The sequence below is a fragment of the Pseudomonas sp. G11-1 genome, assembly GCF_024031555.1.
GTDB classification, from domain to species: domain Bacteria; phylum Pseudomonadota; class Gammaproteobacteria; order Pseudomonadales; family Pseudomonadaceae; genus Halopseudomonas; species Halopseudomonas bauzanensis.
Map to the genome: position 1 here is coordinate 1,156,376 of NZ_QEYQ01000001.1, position 17,110 is coordinate 1,173,485.

The 17,110-nt window shown below is 62.5% G+C and carries 17 protein-coding genes; 11 read left to right on the forward strand and 6 right to left on the reverse strand.

Features of this window, described 5'->3' with window-relative positions:
* Positions 1 to 28 precede the first annotated feature (28 nt).
* From DHB74_RS05335 to gpmI, 3 genes are all read right to left on the reverse strand, one after another.
* Positions 29 to 1,303 carry a S41 family peptidase gene (locus tag DHB74_RS05335; RefSeq protein ID WP_074779440.1) on the reverse strand — a complete coding sequence of 425 codons (1,275 nt, stop codon included), beginning with the start codon at positions 1,301 to 1,303 and terminating at the stop codon, positions 29 to 31.
* A 165-nt stretch (positions 1,304 to 1,468) separates the two neighbouring features.
* Entirely contained in the window at positions 1,469 to 2,629 is a 1,161-nt protein-coding gene (locus tag DHB74_RS05340; RefSeq protein WP_083392469.1) for a murein hydrolase activator EnvC family protein, read from the reverse strand.
* An 8-nt stretch (positions 2,630 to 2,637) separates the two neighbouring features.
* Positions 2,638 to 4,176: a 2,3-bisphosphoglycerate-independent phosphoglycerate mutase gene (gene gpmI, locus DHB74_RS05345; RefSeq protein WP_036989055.1), complete on the reverse strand. Its 1,539-nt coding sequence runs from the start codon at positions 4,174 to 4,176 to the stop codon at positions 2,638 to 2,640.
* Between the two features lie 173 nt (positions 4,177 to 4,349).
* Between gpmI and DHB74_RS05350 the strand changes: the two genes are divergently transcribed.
* From DHB74_RS05350 to DHB74_RS05375, 6 genes are all read left to right on the forward strand, one after another.
* A complete protein-coding gene (locus DHB74_RS05350; RefSeq protein ID WP_074779442.1) occupies positions 4,350 to 4,775 on the forward strand; it encodes a rhodanese-like domain-containing protein in 426 nt (141 codons plus the stop codon).
* Between the two features lie 4 nt (positions 4,776 to 4,779).
* Entirely contained in the window at positions 4,780 to 5,034 is a 255-nt protein-coding gene (gene grxC, locus DHB74_RS05355; protein ID WP_036989053.1) for a glutaredoxin 3, read from the forward strand.
* Between the two features lie 40 nt (positions 5,035 to 5,074).
* Entirely contained in the window at positions 5,075 to 5,575 is a 501-nt protein-coding gene (gene secB / locus DHB74_RS05360; protein ID WP_136868764.1) for a protein-export chaperone SecB, read from the forward strand.
* Positions 5,576 to 5,676: 101 nt separating this feature from the next.
* A complete protein-coding gene (locus DHB74_RS05365; protein ID WP_036990138.1) occupies positions 5,677 to 6,192 on the forward strand; it encodes a disulfide bond formation protein B in 516 nt (171 codons plus the stop codon).
* Positions 6,193 to 6,305: 113 nt separating this feature from the next.
* Positions 6,306 to 6,791 carry an Rsd/AlgQ family anti-sigma factor gene (locus DHB74_RS05370; RefSeq protein ID WP_036989051.1) on the forward strand — a complete coding sequence of 162 codons (486 nt, stop codon included), beginning with the start codon at positions 6,306 to 6,308 and terminating at the stop codon, positions 6,789 to 6,791.
* 3 nt (positions 6,792 to 6,794) lie between these two features.
* Complete coding sequence (locus DHB74_RS05375; RefSeq protein WP_136868763.1) at positions 6,795 to 7,304, forward strand: aminoacyltransferase; 510 nt, start codon at positions 6,795 to 6,797, stop codon at positions 7,302 to 7,304.
* Between the two features lie 20 nt (positions 7,305 to 7,324).
* Here the strand turns inward: DHB74_RS05375 and DHB74_RS05380 are convergent, their stop codons facing one another.
* Positions 7,325 to 7,807 carry a TIGR02444 family protein gene (locus tag DHB74_RS05380; protein WP_169304556.1) on the reverse strand — a complete coding sequence of 161 codons (483 nt, stop codon included), beginning with the start codon at positions 7,805 to 7,807 and terminating at the stop codon, positions 7,325 to 7,327.
* Positions 7,808 to 7,850: 43 nt separating this feature from the next.
* Here DHB74_RS05380 and DHB74_RS05385 point away from each other — a divergent pair, with 43 nt between their 5' ends.
* Positions 7,851 to 9,764, forward strand: coding sequence for an ATP-binding cassette domain-containing protein (locus DHB74_RS05385; RefSeq protein ID WP_136868761.1), 1,914 nt, complete (start codon positions 7,851 to 7,853; stop codon positions 9,762 to 9,764).
* A 10-nt stretch (positions 9,765 to 9,774) separates the two neighbouring features.
* Entirely contained in the window at positions 9,775 to 10,230 is a 456-nt protein-coding gene (locus DHB74_RS05390; protein ID WP_036989046.1) for a YaiI/YqxD family protein, read from the forward strand.
* A gap of 9 nt (positions 10,231 to 10,239) precedes the next feature.
* Here DHB74_RS05390 and DHB74_RS05395 read toward each other — a convergent pair whose 3' ends face one another.
* Entirely contained in the window at positions 10,240 to 10,785 is a 546-nt protein-coding gene (locus tag DHB74_RS05395; RefSeq protein WP_499160945.1) for a DUF6436 domain-containing protein, read from the reverse strand.
* Positions 10,786 to 10,994: 209 nt separating this feature from the next.
* Here DHB74_RS05395 and DHB74_RS05400 point away from each other — a divergent pair, with 209 nt between their 5' ends.
* From DHB74_RS05400 to ppk1, 3 genes are all read left to right on the forward strand, one after another.
* Positions 10,995 to 12,215, forward strand: a complete 1,221-nt coding sequence (locus DHB74_RS05400; protein WP_051610755.1) for a GGDEF domain-containing protein — start codon at positions 10,995 to 10,997, stop codon at positions 12,213 to 12,215.
* A gap of 149 nt (positions 12,216 to 12,364) precedes the next feature.
* The gene (hemB, locus tag DHB74_RS05405) at positions 12,365 to 13,336 is read left to right on the forward strand and encodes a porphobilinogen synthase (protein ID WP_499161031.1); all 972 of its coding nucleotides are present in this window, start codon (positions 12,365 to 12,367) and stop codon (positions 13,334 to 13,336) included.
* A gap of 15 nt (positions 13,337 to 13,351) precedes the next feature.
* On the forward strand, positions 13,352 to 15,574 hold the full coding sequence (ppk1, locus tag DHB74_RS05410) for a polyphosphate kinase 1 (protein ID WP_083392472.1): 2,223 nt from the start codon (positions 13,352 to 13,354) through the stop codon (positions 15,572 to 15,574).
* On the opposite strand, the gene ppx is transcribed toward ppk1, so the two are convergent.
* Complete coding sequence (gene ppx / locus DHB74_RS05415) at positions 15,553 to 17,058, reverse strand: exopolyphosphatase (protein WP_136868758.1); 1,506 nt, start codon at positions 17,056 to 17,058, stop codon at positions 15,553 to 15,555. The two genes, ppk1 and ppx, sit on opposite strands and share 22 nt — an antisense overlap.
* Between the last annotated feature and the right edge of the window lie 52 nt (positions 17,059 to 17,110).

Below are 17,110 nucleotides of genomic sequence, written 5' to 3' on the forward strand. Positions count from 1 at the left end.
GCGGCGGGCCACCGGCCAGGCAAACACCTCATCGACGGCGGGTAATATTCAGCCCCTTGAGCAGGTTCAAGGCCTGATTCAACTGGTAGTCGGCATCACGCTCGGCCGTGGCATCCGTAGGGGGTGTACGCAGGGTCGGGGTTTCTTCGCCATTGATATTATTCAGATGGCCGAGCAGATCCGCCTCGCGGTAGCTGGCTTCTTCATCGTTGCGGGTCAGCTGCGCCCGCTCCACGCGAATATCCGGCACGATGCCCTGGGCCTGAATCGATCGGCCATTGGGCGTGAAATAGAGCGCTGTGGTCAGCTTCAGCGCACGGTCATTGTTCAGCGGCAATACCGTCTGCACCGAACCCTTGCCGAAACTGTCGGTCCCCATGATCACCGCCCGCCCACGATCCTGCAGCGCGCCGGCGACGATCTCCGAGGCCGAGGCCGAGCCGCCGTTGATCAACACCACCATGGGGATATCCTTGCCGGGGTTGGCCGAGGAGGCATTGAAGCGCATCTCGGTATTGGGCAACCGACCCTCGGTGTAGACGATCAGCCCCCCGGTGAGGAAGGCATCAGCCACTTCCACGGCGGACTGCAGCACACCACCGGGATTGTTGCGCAGATCCATCACGATACCCTTGAGCTCGCCCTTGTCGGTCAGGGTCTTGAGACTGCGCCGGACCTCGTCGCCCGTATTGTTCTGGAACTGAGTGATACGCAGGTAGGCATAGCCCGGCTCGAGCGTTTCGGTGCGCAAGCTCTTGACCTTGATCACCGCGCGTTCCAGCTGCACATCGAACGGCCGGCCGGCGCCACGTACCAGGGTCAGGGTAATCTTTGAGCCCGCCGGCCCGCGCATTCTGTCGACCGCGTCCACCAGGCTCATGCCCTTGACCGGATGATCATCGATCTTGACAATCAGGTCCCCTGGCTCGATGCCAGCGCGGGAGGCCGGGGTGTCATCAATCGGGGAGATGACCTTGATGAAACCATCTTCCTGTCCCACCTCGATACCCAGCCCGCCGAACTGGCCACTGGTGGTGTCCTGCAGCCCCTGGAAGGCTTCGGGTTCGAGATAGGCCGAGTGCGGGTCCAGCCCTTCGAGCATCCCGCGGATGGCATTCTCCAATAAGGTGGCATCGTCCACCGGCTCGACATAGGAGGTACGAATTCGCTCCAGCACCTCGGTAAAGGTGCGCAGTTCATTGAGCGGAAGCGGGGCCGCAGCTTCCCTGTCCTGAGCCTGTACGGGCATGAAGCCGAGCATGAAGCTCACGCAAGCGATGGACATTTTCTGCACAGCGGTCATCGAATTCTCCAAGTCAAGACGTTGGATCCGTAAAAGATTCCAGCCAGGCCGGAATTTAACTGATGACTTCCGGCCGCACGAAGTCACTCAGCGAACCCCACCACCCCGCAAAGCGCAGCGAGACACTGCAGCATGACCGAGCCCAGGGGATTTTTCAAAGCGTTCTCAACTGGAAAGCATACACCAGGCAGCCGGATCCAGAGCCTGCCCGCGATGACGGATGGAGAAATACAGCGCTGCCTCGCCCAGCCCACCGCTGTTGCCGACGGTGGCAATGGCCTCGCCCGGCTGCACCCAACTGCCGACATCCCGCAGCAGACTCTGGTTGTGACCGTACAGGCTCAGGTAACCGTTGCCGTGGTCAAGAATGAGCAGCAGGCCGGAGCCGCGCAGCCAATCGGCAAAGACCACGCGCCCGCCATGCACAGCGTGCACCTGCGCGCCTTCCCGCGCGCCGATCAACAAACCATCCCACTTGAGCCGGGAATCGGCGCCCCGCTGGCTGCCGAAGCGTGCCCGGATAGGCCCGCTCACTGGCATCGGCAACTTGCCCTTGGCCTGGGCGAAGGGCAGGCTACCGGCCGGCGCCGGGATGCTGGTGATGGCTTCATCGAGCTTCTTGATCAGGGCCGCCAGTTCGGCCCGCTCGCTTTCGCGCCGGGTAATCTGCTGTTGCCGCGACTGGCTGCGCTCACGCAGCCCGGCAAGCACCTGGCTACGCTTTTCACGCTCGGCTTCCAGTTCACCCTGGCGCGCTGCCAGGGCCTGACGGTCCTGCTGCAGCGCGGTCTGCTGGCTGGCGATTTGCGCACTGGCTTCGCGGATCTGCTCAATGGTGTCACTGTAGCGCTCGATCTCTTCGACCCGCGCGCGGCTGACATAGCCGTAATAACGCAGCATGCGGGCAACCCGCGAGGGGTCGTCCTGATTGAGCACCATCTTCAGATAATCCTGCTGCCCGGCCATGTAGGCGGCCCGGACCTGCCGGGCGATCTGGTCCTGCTGGGCCTCGAGCGCCACCTGCAACGCCTCGGCCTGCTGCTGCAGATCCTGCAACCGGCTTTCGCCTTCGCGAATCTGCTGTTCCAGCTCGCCGCTCTCGCGGCGCAATCGGCCGATCTCGCTCTCGCTGTTCTGCAGCTCCTTTTCCAGACCGGAGGCTTCCTGCCTGATCGAGCCGAGCAGCTTCTTCAGCCGGACGATTTCCTGCTCGGCCTGCTTCAACTCCGCCCGGGCCTTTTCCGCATCAGCCGGCTGCGCCGCGGCAGGCAATGCCGGCAGCAGCATCAGGCACAGCAATAATCCCGCCCATGACCGCATGCCCATGGCGGCGTTCAGTTGTGCAGACTGACGATGGAGCGGCCGGTCATTTCCACCGGCTGTTGCAGCCCCAACAGAGTCAGTACCGTGGGCGCCACATCGGAGAGAATGCCGCCATCGCGCATGCTCACCCGGCGCGGGCCAACATACACGAAGGGAACCGGTTCGCAGGTATGCGCGGTGTGAGCCTGGCCGGTGCTGGCATCAGCCATCTGTTCGACGTTGCCGTGGTCAGCGGTGATCAGGGCTTCGCCACCGACCTTGGCCAGTGCTGCCTCGATGCGGCCAATGCAATGATCCAGGCACTCGACCGCCTTGACCGCTGCCTCGAATACACCGGTATGGCCGACCATGTCGCCGTTGGCGTAGTTGACGATGATGGCGTCATAACGCTGCTGTTCGATCGCTTCGACGATGCGGTCGGTCACTTCCGGTGCGCTCATCTCCGGTTGCAAGTCATAGGTAGCGACCTTGGGCGATGGAATCAGGATGCGCTCTTCGCCCTCGAACGGCTCTTCGCGGCCGCCGGAAAAGAAGAAGGTAACGTGGGCGTACTTCTCGGTCTCGGCAATGCGCAGCTGGGTCTTGCCCTGGCTGGCCAGGTACTCACCCAGCACGTTGGTCAGTGCGGATGGCGGGAAGGCGCAGGGCGCCGGAATGTCAGCAGCATATTGGGTGAGCATGACGTAGCCCGCCATGTTCAGCGCGCGCTGGCGAGCGAAGCCATCAAAGTCCGGCTGGACGAAGGCCCGGGTCAATTCACGGGCGCGGTCGGCGCGGAAGTTCATGAAGATCACCGCATCGCCATCCTCCACTCGCACCGGCTCGCCGATGACCGTCGCCTTGACGAACTCGTCGCTCTCGCCGCGCTCATAGGCAGCTTCCAGGCCGGCGGCGGCGGTGGCAGCGCGGAATTCACCCTGACCTTCGGTAATCAGATTGTAGGCAGCCTGGACCCGCTCCCAGCGATTGTCCCGGTCCATGGCGAAATAGCGGCCGATCAGGCTTGCGGTACGGCCCTTGCCCAGACGCTGGTAGGCCTGTTCGAGCAGGACCAGCGACGGCGCAGCGCTTTTCGGGGGCGTATCGCGCCCATCGAGAAAGGCATGCACCTGAATCTGCTCGGCACCGCGACGGGCAGCCAGCTCGACCATGGCGACCAGCTGCTCCTCATGGCTATGCACCCCGCCCGGCGACAGCAGCCCCATGACATGCACGGCGCGACCGGCCTGTACCGCTTTGTCCACCGCCTGACAGATGGTTGGATTGTCGAAGAATTCTCCGTCGGCGATAGCCTTGGTGACCCGGGTGAAATCCTGGTACACCACGCGGCCGGCGCCCAGATTCATGTGACCGACCTCGGAGTTGCCCATCTGCCCGTCCGGCAGGCCGACATCCATGCCCGAACCGGAAACCAGAGTGTGCGGAGCGTTCGCCCATAGACGATCCCAGACAGGGGTGTTGGCGGCCATGATGGCATTGGACTCAGGTGATTCACTGTGTCCAAAACCATCCAGAATCATCAATACCACGGGTTTGGGAGTTGCTGTCATCCGATTAGACTCGCTGTATGAAAGAGGCATGAGAGTGCACTGCCGAGCCCCGGCAGGCGCGCTGGCGCCAGTTTACTTGGCCGACCGCGGTGTGTCATGCACACCGGGAGGTTCTGCCGCCCGACCGGGCTGTGTATACTGGCGGCCTTCAACGGTTCCGGAATCATACATCCATGCAGTTTCTACAGCACCTTATCGAATTCATAGGCAACCATTATTGGCTGACTAGCGCCTTTCTGGTTGTACTTGCGCTGTTGATCATCACCGAAGGCCGCAAGGCGGGCAAAGCCATTACCACCCAGCAGGCCACGGCGCTGATCAACCGGGAGAATGCATTGGTCGTCGATGTGCGGTCGAAGAAAGACTTCGCTGCCGGTCATATCGTCGATTCCATCAACATTCCACAGGATAGCTTCGCCAAACGCATGGTCGAACTGGAGAAGCACAAGGACAAACCGATCATCCTGGCATGCGCCAACGGCCAGCATGCCGGCGCCCTTTCCAAGCAGCTCAAGGCCGCTGGCTACACCCATGTACACCGCCTGGCACAGGGCGTGGGTGGCTGGCGTTCGGACAACCTGCCTCTGGTAAAGAGTTGACGATATGACTGATATCACCATCTACAGCAGTAATTACTGCCCTTTCTGCATCCGCGCCAAACAGTTGCTGGACAGCAAGGGAGTCAGTTACAACGAGATCCGGGTGGATGGCAAACCCGCAGTGCGTGCCGAGATGGCGCGCCTGGCCGGCCGCACCTCGGTGCCGCAAATCTGGATCAACGACGCGCATGTCGGTGGGTGTGATGAGCTGGTAGCGCTGGAACGCTCAGGCAAACTGGATACAATGCTGGCGGGCTGACTGCCTACCCAAGACCACTGGAATAAAACAAGGACCGAACATGGCTGACGAACAACAGAACAACGCAACCGCCAATGGCGCACAGAGCAACCAGCCTCAGGTGCAGTTCAATCTGCAGCGCATCTACGTCAAGGACCTCTCCTTCGAGTCGCCCAAGGCGCCGGCGGTGTTCCAGAGCCAGTGGAACCCCCAGGTCAACCTCGACCTGAATACCCGCCACACTGAGCTGCAGGATGGCATCCACGAAGTGGTATTGAGCCTGTCGGTCACCGTTACCAACGGCGAACAGGACGTTACCTTCATCGCCGAAGTACAGCAGGCCGGCATCTTTGCCATCAACGGTCTGGATGAGGCTGGCATGCGCCATACTCTCGGCGCCTTCTGCCCGAACATCCTGTTCCCCTATGCCCGCGAAGCGATCGACAACCTGGTACTGCGTGGCAGCTTCCCTCCCCTGATGCTGGCCCCGGTCAATTTCGATGCACTGTTCGCCCAATCCGAACAGCGTCGGGTCGCCGAGGCAGCCGAAGCCGAGGCCTGATTGTCCACTCGCCGGCCCGCTCGCGGCCGGCGACACCCCTTGTCAGCCACCCTGCCATCATCTAAGGTATCTGCCGCTTTCTCCCATCTATGGATGTGCGCATGACCTTGCCCGCTTCACGCCCGCTCTACCTGCTAGCCTTCATTGCCTGCGTGCTGCTGTTGGCGGCGGCGTACTACATGGAATACGTCATGGGGCTGCTGCCCTGCCCGCTGTGCATCGTGCAGCGGTTTGCAATCCTGCTGATCGGCCTGCTTTGCCTGGCCGCAGTACTGCACAATCCGCAGCCCAGAGCCAACCGCAAACGCAGCCTGGCGACCCGCTTCTATGCCGCAGGCGTGCTGCTGTTCGCGATATTCGGTGGTGCCACCGCCAGCCGGCAGATCTGGCTGCAGCATCAGCCTGCCGACCAACTACCGTCCTGCCTGCCCAGCCTCGATTACATGATCGATGTGCTGCCGGTGGTAGAGATGCTCACCCTGTTATTCAGCGGCACCGCCGATTGCGCCAAGGTAACCTGGACCTTTCTCGGCCTGAGCATTGCCGAGTGCACATTGCTGGTGTTTATCACCATGGGCCTGTTCGGTCTGGTACAACTGTTGCGCCGCCAGGACTGACGGCCTACCCGCTACCTCGTAAGTCTTGATACCGCGGCACGGACTGGCCTATTCTGTTGCTCCACGGGAACAGCAATCCCAATCCCGGCTCACAAGGCAAGACGAGGTGGATCATGCTGGAAAGGTGCACAACAGCCCAGGAACGCTGGGGTGGCGTCGACAAGCTCATCGACCGCTGGCTGGCTGAGCGCAGTAAGCTTGTAGAGCACTACATTGCTCTGCGCGACCGCCAGGATCCCGATATCAGCACGCAGCAATTGCTCAATAACTTTTGCAGCTGTCTGGTCGACTATGTATCAGCCGGCCATTTCGCCGTTTATGAACAACTCGTGCGCGGCGCCGAGGAGGCTGGTGACGAGCGCGCTCTGGGCCTGATCCGTCAGGTCATTCCGCGCATCGAGACCATCACCCAGTTCGCTGTCATATTCAACGACTATTATGGCGCCAACACCAAGCGCACGCTCAAGGTGGACGTCATGCACTCACGTCTGATGAAATTGGGCGGCCTGCTGCTGGAGCGTTTCGAATTGGAGGATTGCCTGATCGAAGTGCTGCACACCGCCTATCGCAACACCCACGTCACCGAGACAATGGAGTAATACGTGACCGGTAGAACCGAAGACCAGAAGTCCGCCCGCGTACCAACCCCGCTGCATCTGCTGCAGGTATTGGCACGCACGCTGAACGAGCACCTGGCCGAAGCCTGCACCCAGGCCGAGGCCGATGCCCACAAGGCGCTGGAAAAGCTCGACCGCGAACAAGTGAAGCTGCAAGAGAAGCTCACCGAAGCCCAGCAGAAACTGGCAGCCCGCCAACAGGACGGCGACAAGCCGGTGGAAAAGGTCACCGCCAAGATCGAGGAATTGACCACGGCCATGGCGACCCTGAGCCAATCCCGCGACGAAGCCCAGGACTACATCCGCCAGTTGCAACAGGACGTGCGCCAGACCCTGCGCCTGGCCAAGGGGCTGGATCGGATCGACCTGCAGGTCACCCAGGCCATCGAAAAGCGCGACAATCCCTCCCCCGCGCCCCGCTCCGGCAACCGCCAGACGCCGCGCCGCACCCGCCGCAAGCCCGCTGCAGCGCCAGCTGCGGACCCTGCCGAGTAACGATGCAGTGTCACCGCCGGTTAACCACCGGCGGCGGCATTCTTCTCCATCGATATCACCAACGCCGCCAGGGCATCCAGTCGTGCCTGCTGTTCCGTCCCCGCACACAGCAGCAAGTGAGCCTGGATAGCCGGTTCCGGCGGCACCTCATCCGGCACCAGCGGCTCGCAGCACTGCTGCAGTCGAGCCAGTTGCTGCCACTCCGCTGCCAGCTCGCAATCCTTCACCTGGGAGCGCAACGTGGCGGCACCGGCATCACCGGTCAAGGCACGTCGCACCTGGCGCAGCGGCTCGATTACCCGGTCGCGCCACGGCGTCTGCCGCTCACGCAGCGATTGCCACAATGGCGCGTCCGCACGGACCCCGCGTGCGCCCAGCCAGCAGGCTACCAATAGCAGCAATACATCTTGTCCATCCTCATCCTGCAGCTCCAGCAACAGGGGCTCGACGCCAGGCTGGACGTACAGTCGACCCGCGTATTCGGTCAGCGACAATCGGCCCATCGAAGTCCTCTCCTGTGCGCGGCACACTGATATACTCCGCGCCATGATAAAGATCGAATCCCTGACTCTGCAACGCGGCCCGCTGCGGCTGCTGGAAAACGCCAACCTGACCCTGCACCCCGGCCAGAAAGCCGGCCTGCTCGGCACCAACGGAGCCGGCAAGTCCAGCCTGTTCGCTCTGCTGCGTGGCGAACTGACGCCCGACGCCGGCGACTGTTCGCTGCCGGCGGACTGGCGTATCTCCCATATGCGTCAGGAGATCGAAAACCTCGACCGCCTGGCGGTTGATTATGTGCTTGATGGCGACCAGCGCCTGCGGGCGATCCAGCGCCAACTGGCTGAAGCCGAGCAGCAACAGCAGCCCACCCGCCTCGGTACCCTGTACGCCGAACTGGAAGCCCACGATGGCTTCAGCGCCGATAGCCGCGCACGCACGCTGCTCGCCGGGCTGGGCTTCAGCTCGGCACAGTGCGAGGCGCGTGTCGGGGACTTCTCCGGTGGCTGGCGGATGCGCTTGAACCTGGCCCAGGCGCTGATGTGTCCCTCCGACCTGCTGCTGCTTGATGAGCCGACCAACCACCTGGATCTGGATGCCATTCTCTGGCTGGAAGATTGGCTGAAAAGCTATCAGGGCACCCTGCTGCTGATCTCCCATGACCGGGATTTCCTGGATGCAGTGGTCGAGCATATCGTGCATGTGGAGTCACGCAAGCTGACGCTCTATCGCGGCGGCTACAGCCAGTTCGAGCGCACCCGTGCCGAACGTCTCAGCCAGCAACAGGCGGCCTTCGAGAAGCAGCAGGCCCAGCGCGAACATATGCAGAAATACATCGCCCGGTTCCGCGCCCAGGCGACCAAGGCTCGTCAGGCGCAAAGCCGTCTCAAGGCATTGGAACGAATGGAGTTGCTGGGCCCGGCGCACATCGACTCGCCTTTCAACTTCAGCTTCCGCGAGGCGGACAGCCAATCCAGTCCGTTGCTGGATCTGCACGACGCCACACTGGGCTACGCCGGCACGGCCATTCTGCAGCATGTCAAGCTGCAGCTGGCCCCAGGCGCGCGCATCGGCATCCTTGGCCCGAACGGGGCCGGCAAATCGACGCTGATCAAAACCCTCGCAGGCAGCCTGCCGCTGATCGCCGGCGAGCTGAAGACCGGCGAACACTTGGCTATTGGCTATTTCGCCCAGCATCAGTTGGACAGCCTCGATCCGGAGGCCAGCCCGCTGCTGCACCTGGCACGCATCGCGCCGCAGCAGCGCGAACAGGAGCTGCGCAACTTTCTCGGCGGTTTCGACTTCCATGGCAGCCGCGCCGAAGAACCAGTGCTGCATTTCTCCGGCGGTGAAAAAGCGCGTCTGGCCCTGGCGCTGATCGCCTGGCAGAAACCCAACCTATTGTTGCTGGATGAGCCCACCAACCACCTGGACATGGAAATGCGCCATGCCCTGACCGTGGCGCTGCAGAATTTCGAGGGCGCCATGCTGCTGGTGTCCCACGACCGGGCGCTGATCCGCGACACCACGGATGAACTCTGGCTGGTGGCGGACGGCCGACTGACAACCTATGCCGAGGACCTCGACAGCTACACCCGCTGGCTTGCTCAGTTCCGCCAGCAGCAGGCGCAAGCCGGTGCCGATAACGCATCGCAAGCTGCGCCCAAGGTGGATGCCAAGGTTCAACGCCGGCTGGCGGCAGAGCAGCGCCAGCGCCTTGCACCGCTGAAGAAGGCAGCCGACAAGCTGGAGCAGCAGCTCGAAGCCGCCCAGCAGCAGATGCAGGAAATCGAAACCGCACTGGCCGACACCGAGCTCTACAGCGATGCCAACCGGAGTCGCCTCAAGGAACTGCTGGCGAAGCAGGCCGACTGCCGCCAGCGTATCGATGAACTGGAACTGCAGTGGCTCGATGCCCATGAAGCACTGGAGCAGCTGCAGGCGGAGCTGGCCGAATCATGAGCAAGCAACCATGACCCTGTGGATCGATGCCGACGCCTGCCCTCGCCCGGTACGCGACGTCATGCTGCGCGCAGCCCGGCGCCGGGAGCTGCAGCTGGTACTGGTGGCCAACAGCGCGCTGGGCCTGGCGCCTGCGCCGGGTGTGCGTCAGGTGGTGGTGCCGGGCGGCGCCGACGTGGCCGACCTTTATATCATCGAACATGCCGAGCCCGGGGACTTGGTGGTTACCGCTGACATTCCCCTGGCTGATGGCTTGGTCAGCCGCGGCATCACCGCAATCAATCCGCGCGGCGAAATCTATGACCAGAGCAGCATCGGCGAACGCCTCGCCGTGCGCAACCTGATGGATGAGCTACGCGGCGCCGGCCTGGCCGGTCGTGGCGGGCCAGCCCCGTTCAGCGACAAGGACAAGCAATCCTTCGCCAATGCCCTGGATCGGTTGCTGGCCAAGGGGCTGGGCAAGTAGCGCCCCGCCCTACTCTTTCAATTCACACAGACAAGCCACCGTATCCTGCTGGGTGATATTCACCGACCGCCCTTGCAGCAGCGCCCGTATTACCGGCTCGACGAAACTGCTGTCGCTGTTGCAGCTGGCGCCATCGCTATAGGGGCCGACATAGACCAGCTTGCCCTCGGCATCCCAGATCGCCAGCGCCGGGCCACCCGGCCAATCGGACCAGCCCTCTGGCATCGGCCAGAACGGCAACCCAGCCAGCACGCTACCCTCAACGGCTGCCCGACTGCCGCTGCGGACAAAACGCACCCCCTGGGCGCTGAACCGTCGGGTCATATCAGCAATATAGGCTTCATGACCGGCATTGCAGGGACACCCAGCCTGCCATACATGCATCACCTGGATCCGCCCCGGAGCAAAGGGCGGACTCACCTGCGCCGCGGCAAAATGCGCCGGCCTTTCAAAGGTACGATTGTGATAACCGTCGAACCACCACCAGGCCCAGACCAGAGCCGCCGCCCAGGTCATTCCCAAGACTGCCAGCAGTCCCCGTCGCAAAAAAACCATGCAACCCTCTCATCGCTGCCTATACTCCGAACCGAGGATGAATAGTGGCGTATAGCTATTCCGGTTCTGCCAACCTACGCACATCCTGCGAAGGTCGCACTTTAACCTATTCCCGGGGCACATTAATCTGCGTAGTTCACGCAGGATAACCTCCGGATTGGGACGGTCCGCATCGCGGACAAGGATCATCCCGCTTTATGCAAACCGACATGAACACATTTTCCCTGGCTCTGGCGCTGGTGCTGGTCACGCTGGTAATGACCCTGGTGCTGATCATGGCCGCCTGGCATTCCGGTAGTGGACAAGGATTACGGCACTGGGCGCTGGGCAACCTGGCCCTGACCATGGGGTTGGTGCTGGACATCGGCCAAGGTTTGCTGCACCACAATATTTCGCAGATTCTGGCTGCCGGCTTGATGGTGTTGGGTTTGGGGGTGATCTGGCTTGGCGTGCGTGCGTTCAAAGGCTTGAGCCAGCCCCAGGCCGGGCCGATCCTGTTGGCACTGCTGATGGTGCTGGTACTCGGATACTTCCACTACGTGCACGACAGTGTTGCCGCCCGGCTGACAGCCACCGGCCTCTGCCTGGGCGGGCTCTGTCTGCTGTCCGCGCGCGAGCTGCTGGTGGCGGCGGCCACACCGCTGCGCCGGGCTTACTGGTTCACCGGCGGCATCATGCTGTTGAGCGGTCTCGGCCTGCTGGCGCGTGCCGCCACCGGCTTGCTCGGCCCGCTGCTGCAAATCGATGTCAGCGACGAGATCATCCAGCCGGTGACCCTGCTGGGTGTCATGGTCGGACAGATCGGCATGGCCGGCGGCTTCATCCTCATGACGCACTACCGCACGATCATGGCGCTGCAGCAACTGTCCGAGCACGATGCGCTGACCGGCACGTTGAACCGCCGCAGTATGCACGACCAAGCGCAATGCCGGCTCGATGTGTTGCGCCAACAGGGTCAGCCGGCCACCCTGATCATGATCGACGCCGATCATTTCAAGCGCATCAATGACGAGTTCGGCCACCAGACCGGCGACGCAGTGCTCTGCCACCTGGTGACGCGCATCCGTCTGCACATGCGCAGCAATGATCTGCTGGGCCGTTTCGGTGGCGAGGAGTTCGTGGTGTTGCTGCCCGGGTTGAATGCCAAAACGGCGGCCGATGTGGCCGAGCGTATCCGCCTGGCGGTCAACAACCACAGCGATCATATTTCCGATCAGCCGGTGATGCTCAGTATCAGTCTCGGCGTGGCCGGCACCGATCTGCAGGGCCACGATTACACGGCACTGGTGGCGGCAGCCGATGCGGCGTTGTACCGGGCCAAAGCGCTGGGTCGCAACCGGGTCGAAGTATGCACCGAAGCCGATGCCCCTCAGCGCGACAAGATGGCCCTACGTTTACTGTCCCAATTCCGTCATAATCTCGACGTATAAGGAAGGCCTGAGCATTCATCGGGCTGGATCTACCGCACCCGCCCAGGTCCGCCCGTCCCGGTCTTCCAAGTCACTCATCAGACCGGTGTTCCGACACCTTGGGAGTTACAGTGAACCAGCCCGTCAATCGTCCCTTTCCGTTGTCCCGCATGCGCCGCTCGCGCAAGGATGCCTTTTCCCGCCGCCTGATGCGCGAAACCCGGCTGAGCACCGATGACCTGATCTACCCGGTGTTCGTGCTCGAGGGCGCCGGTCAGCGCGAGCCAGTGGCCTCCATGCCGGGTGTCGAGCGGCTGTCGATCGACCTGTTGCTGGAAGAGGCTGCCGAGCTGGTCGAACTGGGGATCCCGGCGGTGGCACTGTTCCCGGTGACCCCCGCCTCGGCCAAATCGCTGGACGCCGCCGAGGCGTGGAACCCGGAAGGACTGGCCCAGCGCGCCACCCGCGCGCTGAAACAGCAGTTCCCGGAACTGGGCGTAATCACCGACGTTGCCCTTGACCCCTTCACCACCCATGGCCAGGACGGCATCATCGATGAACAGGGTTACGTGCTGAACGACATCACCGTCGAGGCGCTGGTCAAGCAAGCGCTGTCCCATGCCGAGGCTGGTGCCGACATCGTCGCCCCTTCGGACATGATGGACGGGCGTATCCGTGCGATTCGTGAAGCGCTGGAAACAGCCGGTCAGATCAACACGCGCATCCTGGCCTATTCAGCCAAGTATGCGAGCGCCTATTATGGCCCGTTCCGCGATGCGGTAGGCTCGGCCAGCAACCTGGGCAAGGCGGACAAGGCCACCTATCAGATGGACCCGGCCAACAGCGACGAGGCATTGCATGAAGTGGGCCAGGACCTGGCCGAAGGTGCCGATATGGTCATGGTCAAGCCGGGCATGCCCTATCTGGATATCGTTCGCCGGGTCAAGGATGCCCATCAGGTGCCGACCTTCGTCTACCAGGTCAGCGGTGAATATGCGATGCATCAGGCCGCAATCGCCAACGGCTGGCTCAGCGAGGCGGTCATCATGGAATCGCTGACCGTGATCAAACGCGCCGGCGCCGATGCCATTCTCACCTATTACGCAAAATATGCTGCGCAACAACTGCGCGGGCAGAAATAATCTGTAGAGGACATCATGCGGGACACCAACGAGACCGAATTGCCGATCGAATCCACCGCCGGGGAGCCTACCCCGATCACCGCGGCCCGCCGTCCAGCCGCAGTGCCGGCTACCATCGCCCCGCCGGAGCCGGTGGAAGAGACCGTGCCAGCCGCGGATATCAACATACCCGAGCTGTATATTCATCGCGAGCTGTCCCAACTGCAATTCAACATCCGGGTGCTGGAACAGGCGCTGGATGAATCCTACCCGTTGCTGGAGCGGCTCAAGTTCCTGTTGATCTTCTCCAGCAACCTGGATGAGTTCTTCGAGATCCGCGTCGCCGGCCTGAAGAAACAGATCACCTTCGCCCGCGAGCAGACTGGCCCCGACGGGCTGCAGCCGCAGCAGGTGCTGAGCAAGATCAGTGAGATCGCGCACCAGGAGGTCACCCGCCAGTATTCGATACTCAACGATATTCTGCTGCCAGAGCTGGCCCGGCAGAAGATCCGCTTTATCCGGCGGCGCCAGTGGACACCCAAGCAGACGCTCTGGGTGCGCCGCTTTTTCCGTGATGAGATCGTACCGATCATCAGCCCTATCGGACTGGATCCGACACATCCTTTCCCGCTGCTGGTGAACAAGAGCCTGAACTTCATCGTCCAGCTGGAGGGCATCGATGCCTTTGGCCGTGATTCCGGTCTGGCGATCATCCCGGCACCGCGCTCACTGCCGCGCCTGATCCGCGTCCCCGATGAGCTCTGCGAGGACGGCGACAACTTCGTGTTCCTGTCGTCGATGATTCACGCCCATGCCGATGACCTGTTCCCCGGTATGAAGGTGCGCGGTTGCTACCAGTTCCGCCTGACCCGCAACGCCGATCTGATCGTCGATCCCGACGAAGTGGATGACCTGGCCCGCGCCCTGCGCGGCGAGCTGCTGTCGCGCCGCTATGGCGATGCGGTGCGCCTGGAGGTAGCCGACAACTGCCCCAAGCCGCTGTCGGACTTTCTACTCAAGCAGTTCGGCCTCAGCGAATCGGAACTCTACGAGGTCAACGGCCCGGTCAACCTGACCCGGCTGTTCTCGATCACCGGCATGGACAGCCATCCCGAGCTGCAATTTCCGCCGTTCAGCCCGGGCATCCCCAAGCTGCTGTCCAGTGCCGACAACCTGTTCCAGGCCATTCGCAAGCAGGACATCCTCCTGCTGCACCCCTACGAATCCTTCAGCCCGGTGGTGGATCTGCTGCGTCAGGCCGCCCAGGACCCCAACGTGCTGGCGATCAAGCAGACGCTGTACCGCACCGGTGCCAACTCGGAGATCGTCAACGCGCTGGTCGAGGCCGCGCGCAACGGCAAGGAGGTCACCGTGGTGATCGAGCTGCGGGCGCGTTTCGATGAGGAATCCAACCTGCAACTGGCCAGCCGCCTGCAGCAGGCCGGCGCGGTGGTCATCTACGGCGTGGTCGGCTTCAAGACCCACGCCAAGATGATGTTGATCCTGCGCCGCGAGGACAAGGACCTGCGCCGCTATGTGCACATGGGCACCGGCAACTACCACGCCGGCAATGCGCGTCTGTACACCGACTACAGCATCCTGACCTCGGATCTGGCGATGACCGAGGACGTGCACAAGCTGTTCAACCAGCTGATTGGCATGGGTAAGGCGCTGCGCATGAAGAAATTGCTGCAGGCACCGTTCACCCTGAAGAAGCGCCTGCTGGAGTTGATCAATCGCGAGGCGCTGGCAGCCCAGGCCGGCAAACCGGCGCACATCATCATCAAGGCCAACGCCCTGACCGACGCCAAGGTGATCAAGGCGCTATACAAGGCATCGCAGGCTGGAGTGAAGATCGAGTTGATCATTCGTGGCATGTGCTGCCTGCGCCCGGGCATTCCCGGGGTCTCACATAACATCAGCGTACGCTCGATCATCGGCCGCTTCCTGGAACACAGCCGGGTTTACTATTTCCTGGGAGAGGGCAACGAGCAGGTGTGGATGTCGAGTGCCGACATGATGGAGCGCAACCTGGACCACCGGGTGGAAACCTGCTTCCCGCTGGAAGGCAAGAAGTTGATCACCCGCGCCCGGCAGGAGTTACAGGTGCATCTGGCTGATAACACCCATGCCTGGATACTGCAGCCCGACGGCAGCTATACCCGCTGCACTCCGACCGGAAACCAGCTGTCCCGCAGCGCGCAAAGCACGCTGCTGGAGAAGCTGGCCAACTCGCCTCAGCGTACCGTCAGCGTATAACCGATCTTCGCCCAGTACCGCGCTTCCTGAGCGAAGTCGGCCTGGGTGAGCGGGTTGGCCTTCAGCCAGCCCGCCGGGAAGCGCAAGGTCAGCTGCTTGGCTCTGGCGGTCACCTCCAGCTCCGGCATCTCCTGATACCCGCGGATATGGTGATAGAGGATCGCCAGCCGCAGCAGCATGCACAGACGCCGCAGTGGCGGGCCTTCCTCACCCAACTCGGTCATGCGGTCCTCGCCTGGCAGGTTACGCCGGTGGCCGCGCACCAACAGGGACATGTGCAACTGTTCCTGTCGCGAGAAACCGGGCAGGTCAGCGTGTTCGATCAGGTAGGCGCCATGCTTGTGGTACTGGCTGTGGGCAATGTCCATGCCCACCTCATGCACCCGCGCCGCCCAACGCAGCAGGTCGGCATGCTTGCTGTCGGTCAGATCCCAGGATTCGGCAACCTTGCCCAGCAGACTCAACGCCTTGCTCTCGACCCGGGCCGCCTGTTCAGTATCCACATGACAGCGCTCGACCAGGGCGGTCAAGGTCCGTTCGCGTACGTCTTCATGCTCCCGCCGGCCGAATATCTCGTACAGCACGCCTTCGCGCAGCGCGCCTTCGGAATGCTCCATGCACTGCACATCCAGGGCATCGAACAGGGCTTCGAGGATCGCCAGCCCCGAGGGCAGGATGGGGCGCCGGTCAGCCTTGAGACCGGGCAGGTCCAGCTTGTCCACCTGACTGGCCTTGAGCACCTTGCGCTTGAGCCACTGCAGCCCCTCGCGGGTTACCTCGCCGTCGGTCAGGCCACCGCCACGCAGGCACTGGCCGATGGCGCGGATGGTGCCGGAGGCGCCCACCGCTTCCTGCCAGCCCAGGCGCTGGATGCTCTGCTCGATCGGCATGAGTTCAAGTCGCGCGGCGGTATATGCCCGGGCATAGCGGGCGGGAGAAATACGCCCATCGGCAAAGAATTGCTGGCCGAAGGAAACGCACCCAATATGAAGGCTTTCACGCAATATCGATTCGAAGCGCTCGCCGACAATGAATTCGGTACTGCCCCCGCCGATATCCACCACCAGTCGCTTGCCCGCATCGTCGGCCAGCGTATGAGCCACACCGAGATAGATCAGTCGGGCTTCTTCGCGCCCGGAAATAACATCCACCCGGTGCCCGAGTACGTCCTTCACCCGGTTGATGAAAACATCACGGTTGCGCGCCACCCGCAAGGTATTGGTCGCGACGATACGCACCGCACCGGCCGGCAGCCCGTTGATCAACTGGGCAAAGCGGCGCAGACAATCCAGTCCGCGCTGCATGGCTTCTTCATTCAGAATGCCCTGCTCATCCAGGCCGGCCCCGAGTTGCACCTTCTCGCCGAGCCGTTCGAGTATTCGTATCTCGCCGTGGTCCACCCTCGCCAGCACCATATGGAAGCTGTTGGACCCCAGATCAATGGTCGCTACCAGCGGAAAATCCCCGAGTTCTGTCTGCGCCATGCATATCCCCTGTATGTCGTAGGGAGAATTTTACCTGCCAATCGCTGGGATG

Coding starts and splice junctions, on each gene's coding strand:
- DHB74_RS05365 (WP_036990138.1), top strand. CDS start 5,677: ATGACCTTGCCCGCTTCACGCCCGCTCTACCTGCTAGCCTTCATTGCC.
- DHB74_RS05350 (WP_074779442.1), top strand. CDS start 4,350: ATGCAGTTTCTACAGCACCTTATCGAATTCATAGGCAACCATTATTGG.
- DHB74_RS05340 (WP_083392469.1), bottom strand. CDS start 2,629: ATGGGCATGCGGTCATGGGCGGGATTATTGCTGTGCCTGATGCTGCTG.
- DHB74_RS05370 (WP_036989051.1), top strand. CDS start 6,306: ATGCTGGAAAGGTGCACAACAGCCCAGGAACGCTGGGGTGGCGTCGAC.
- hemB (WP_499161031.1), top strand. CDS start 12,365: ATGCGCCGCTCGCGCAAGGATGCCTTTTCCCGCCGCCTGATGCGCGAA.
- ppx (WP_136868758.1), bottom strand. CDS start 17,058: ATGGCGCAGACAGAACTCGGGGATTTTCCGCTGGTAGCGACCATTGAT.
- DHB74_RS05390 (WP_036989046.1), top strand. CDS start 9,775: ATGACCCTGTGGATCGATGCCGACGCCTGCCCTCGCCCGGTACGCGAC.
- secB (WP_136868764.1), top strand. CDS start 5,075: ATGGCTGACGAACAACAGAACAACGCAACCGCCAATGGCGCACAGAGC.
- DHB74_RS05395 (WP_499160945.1), bottom strand. CDS start 10,785: ATGGTTTTTTTGCGACGGGGACTGCTGGCAGTCTTGGGAATGACCTGG.
- DHB74_RS05380 (WP_169304556.1), bottom strand. CDS start 7,807: ATGGGCCGATTGTCGCTGACCGAATACGCGGGTCGACTGTACGTCCAG.
- DHB74_RS05335 (WP_074779440.1), bottom strand. CDS start 1,303: ATGACCGCTGTGCAGAAAATGTCCATCGCTTGCGTGAGCTTCATGCTC.
- grxC (WP_036989053.1), top strand. CDS start 4,780: ATGACTGATATCACCATCTACAGCAGTAATTACTGCCCTTTCTGCATC.
- gpmI (WP_036989055.1), bottom strand. CDS start 4,176: ATGACAGCAACTCCCAAACCCGTGGTATTGATGATTCTGGATGGTTTT.
- ppk1 (WP_083392472.1), top strand. CDS start 13,352: ATGCGGGACACCAACGAGACCGAATTGCCGATCGAATCCACCGCCGGG.
- DHB74_RS05385 (WP_136868761.1), top strand. CDS start 7,851: ATGATAAAGATCGAATCCCTGACTCTGCAACGCGGCCCGCTGCGGCTG.
- DHB74_RS05400 (WP_051610755.1), top strand. CDS start 10,995: ATGAACACATTTTCCCTGGCTCTGGCGCTGGTGCTGGTCACGCTGGTA.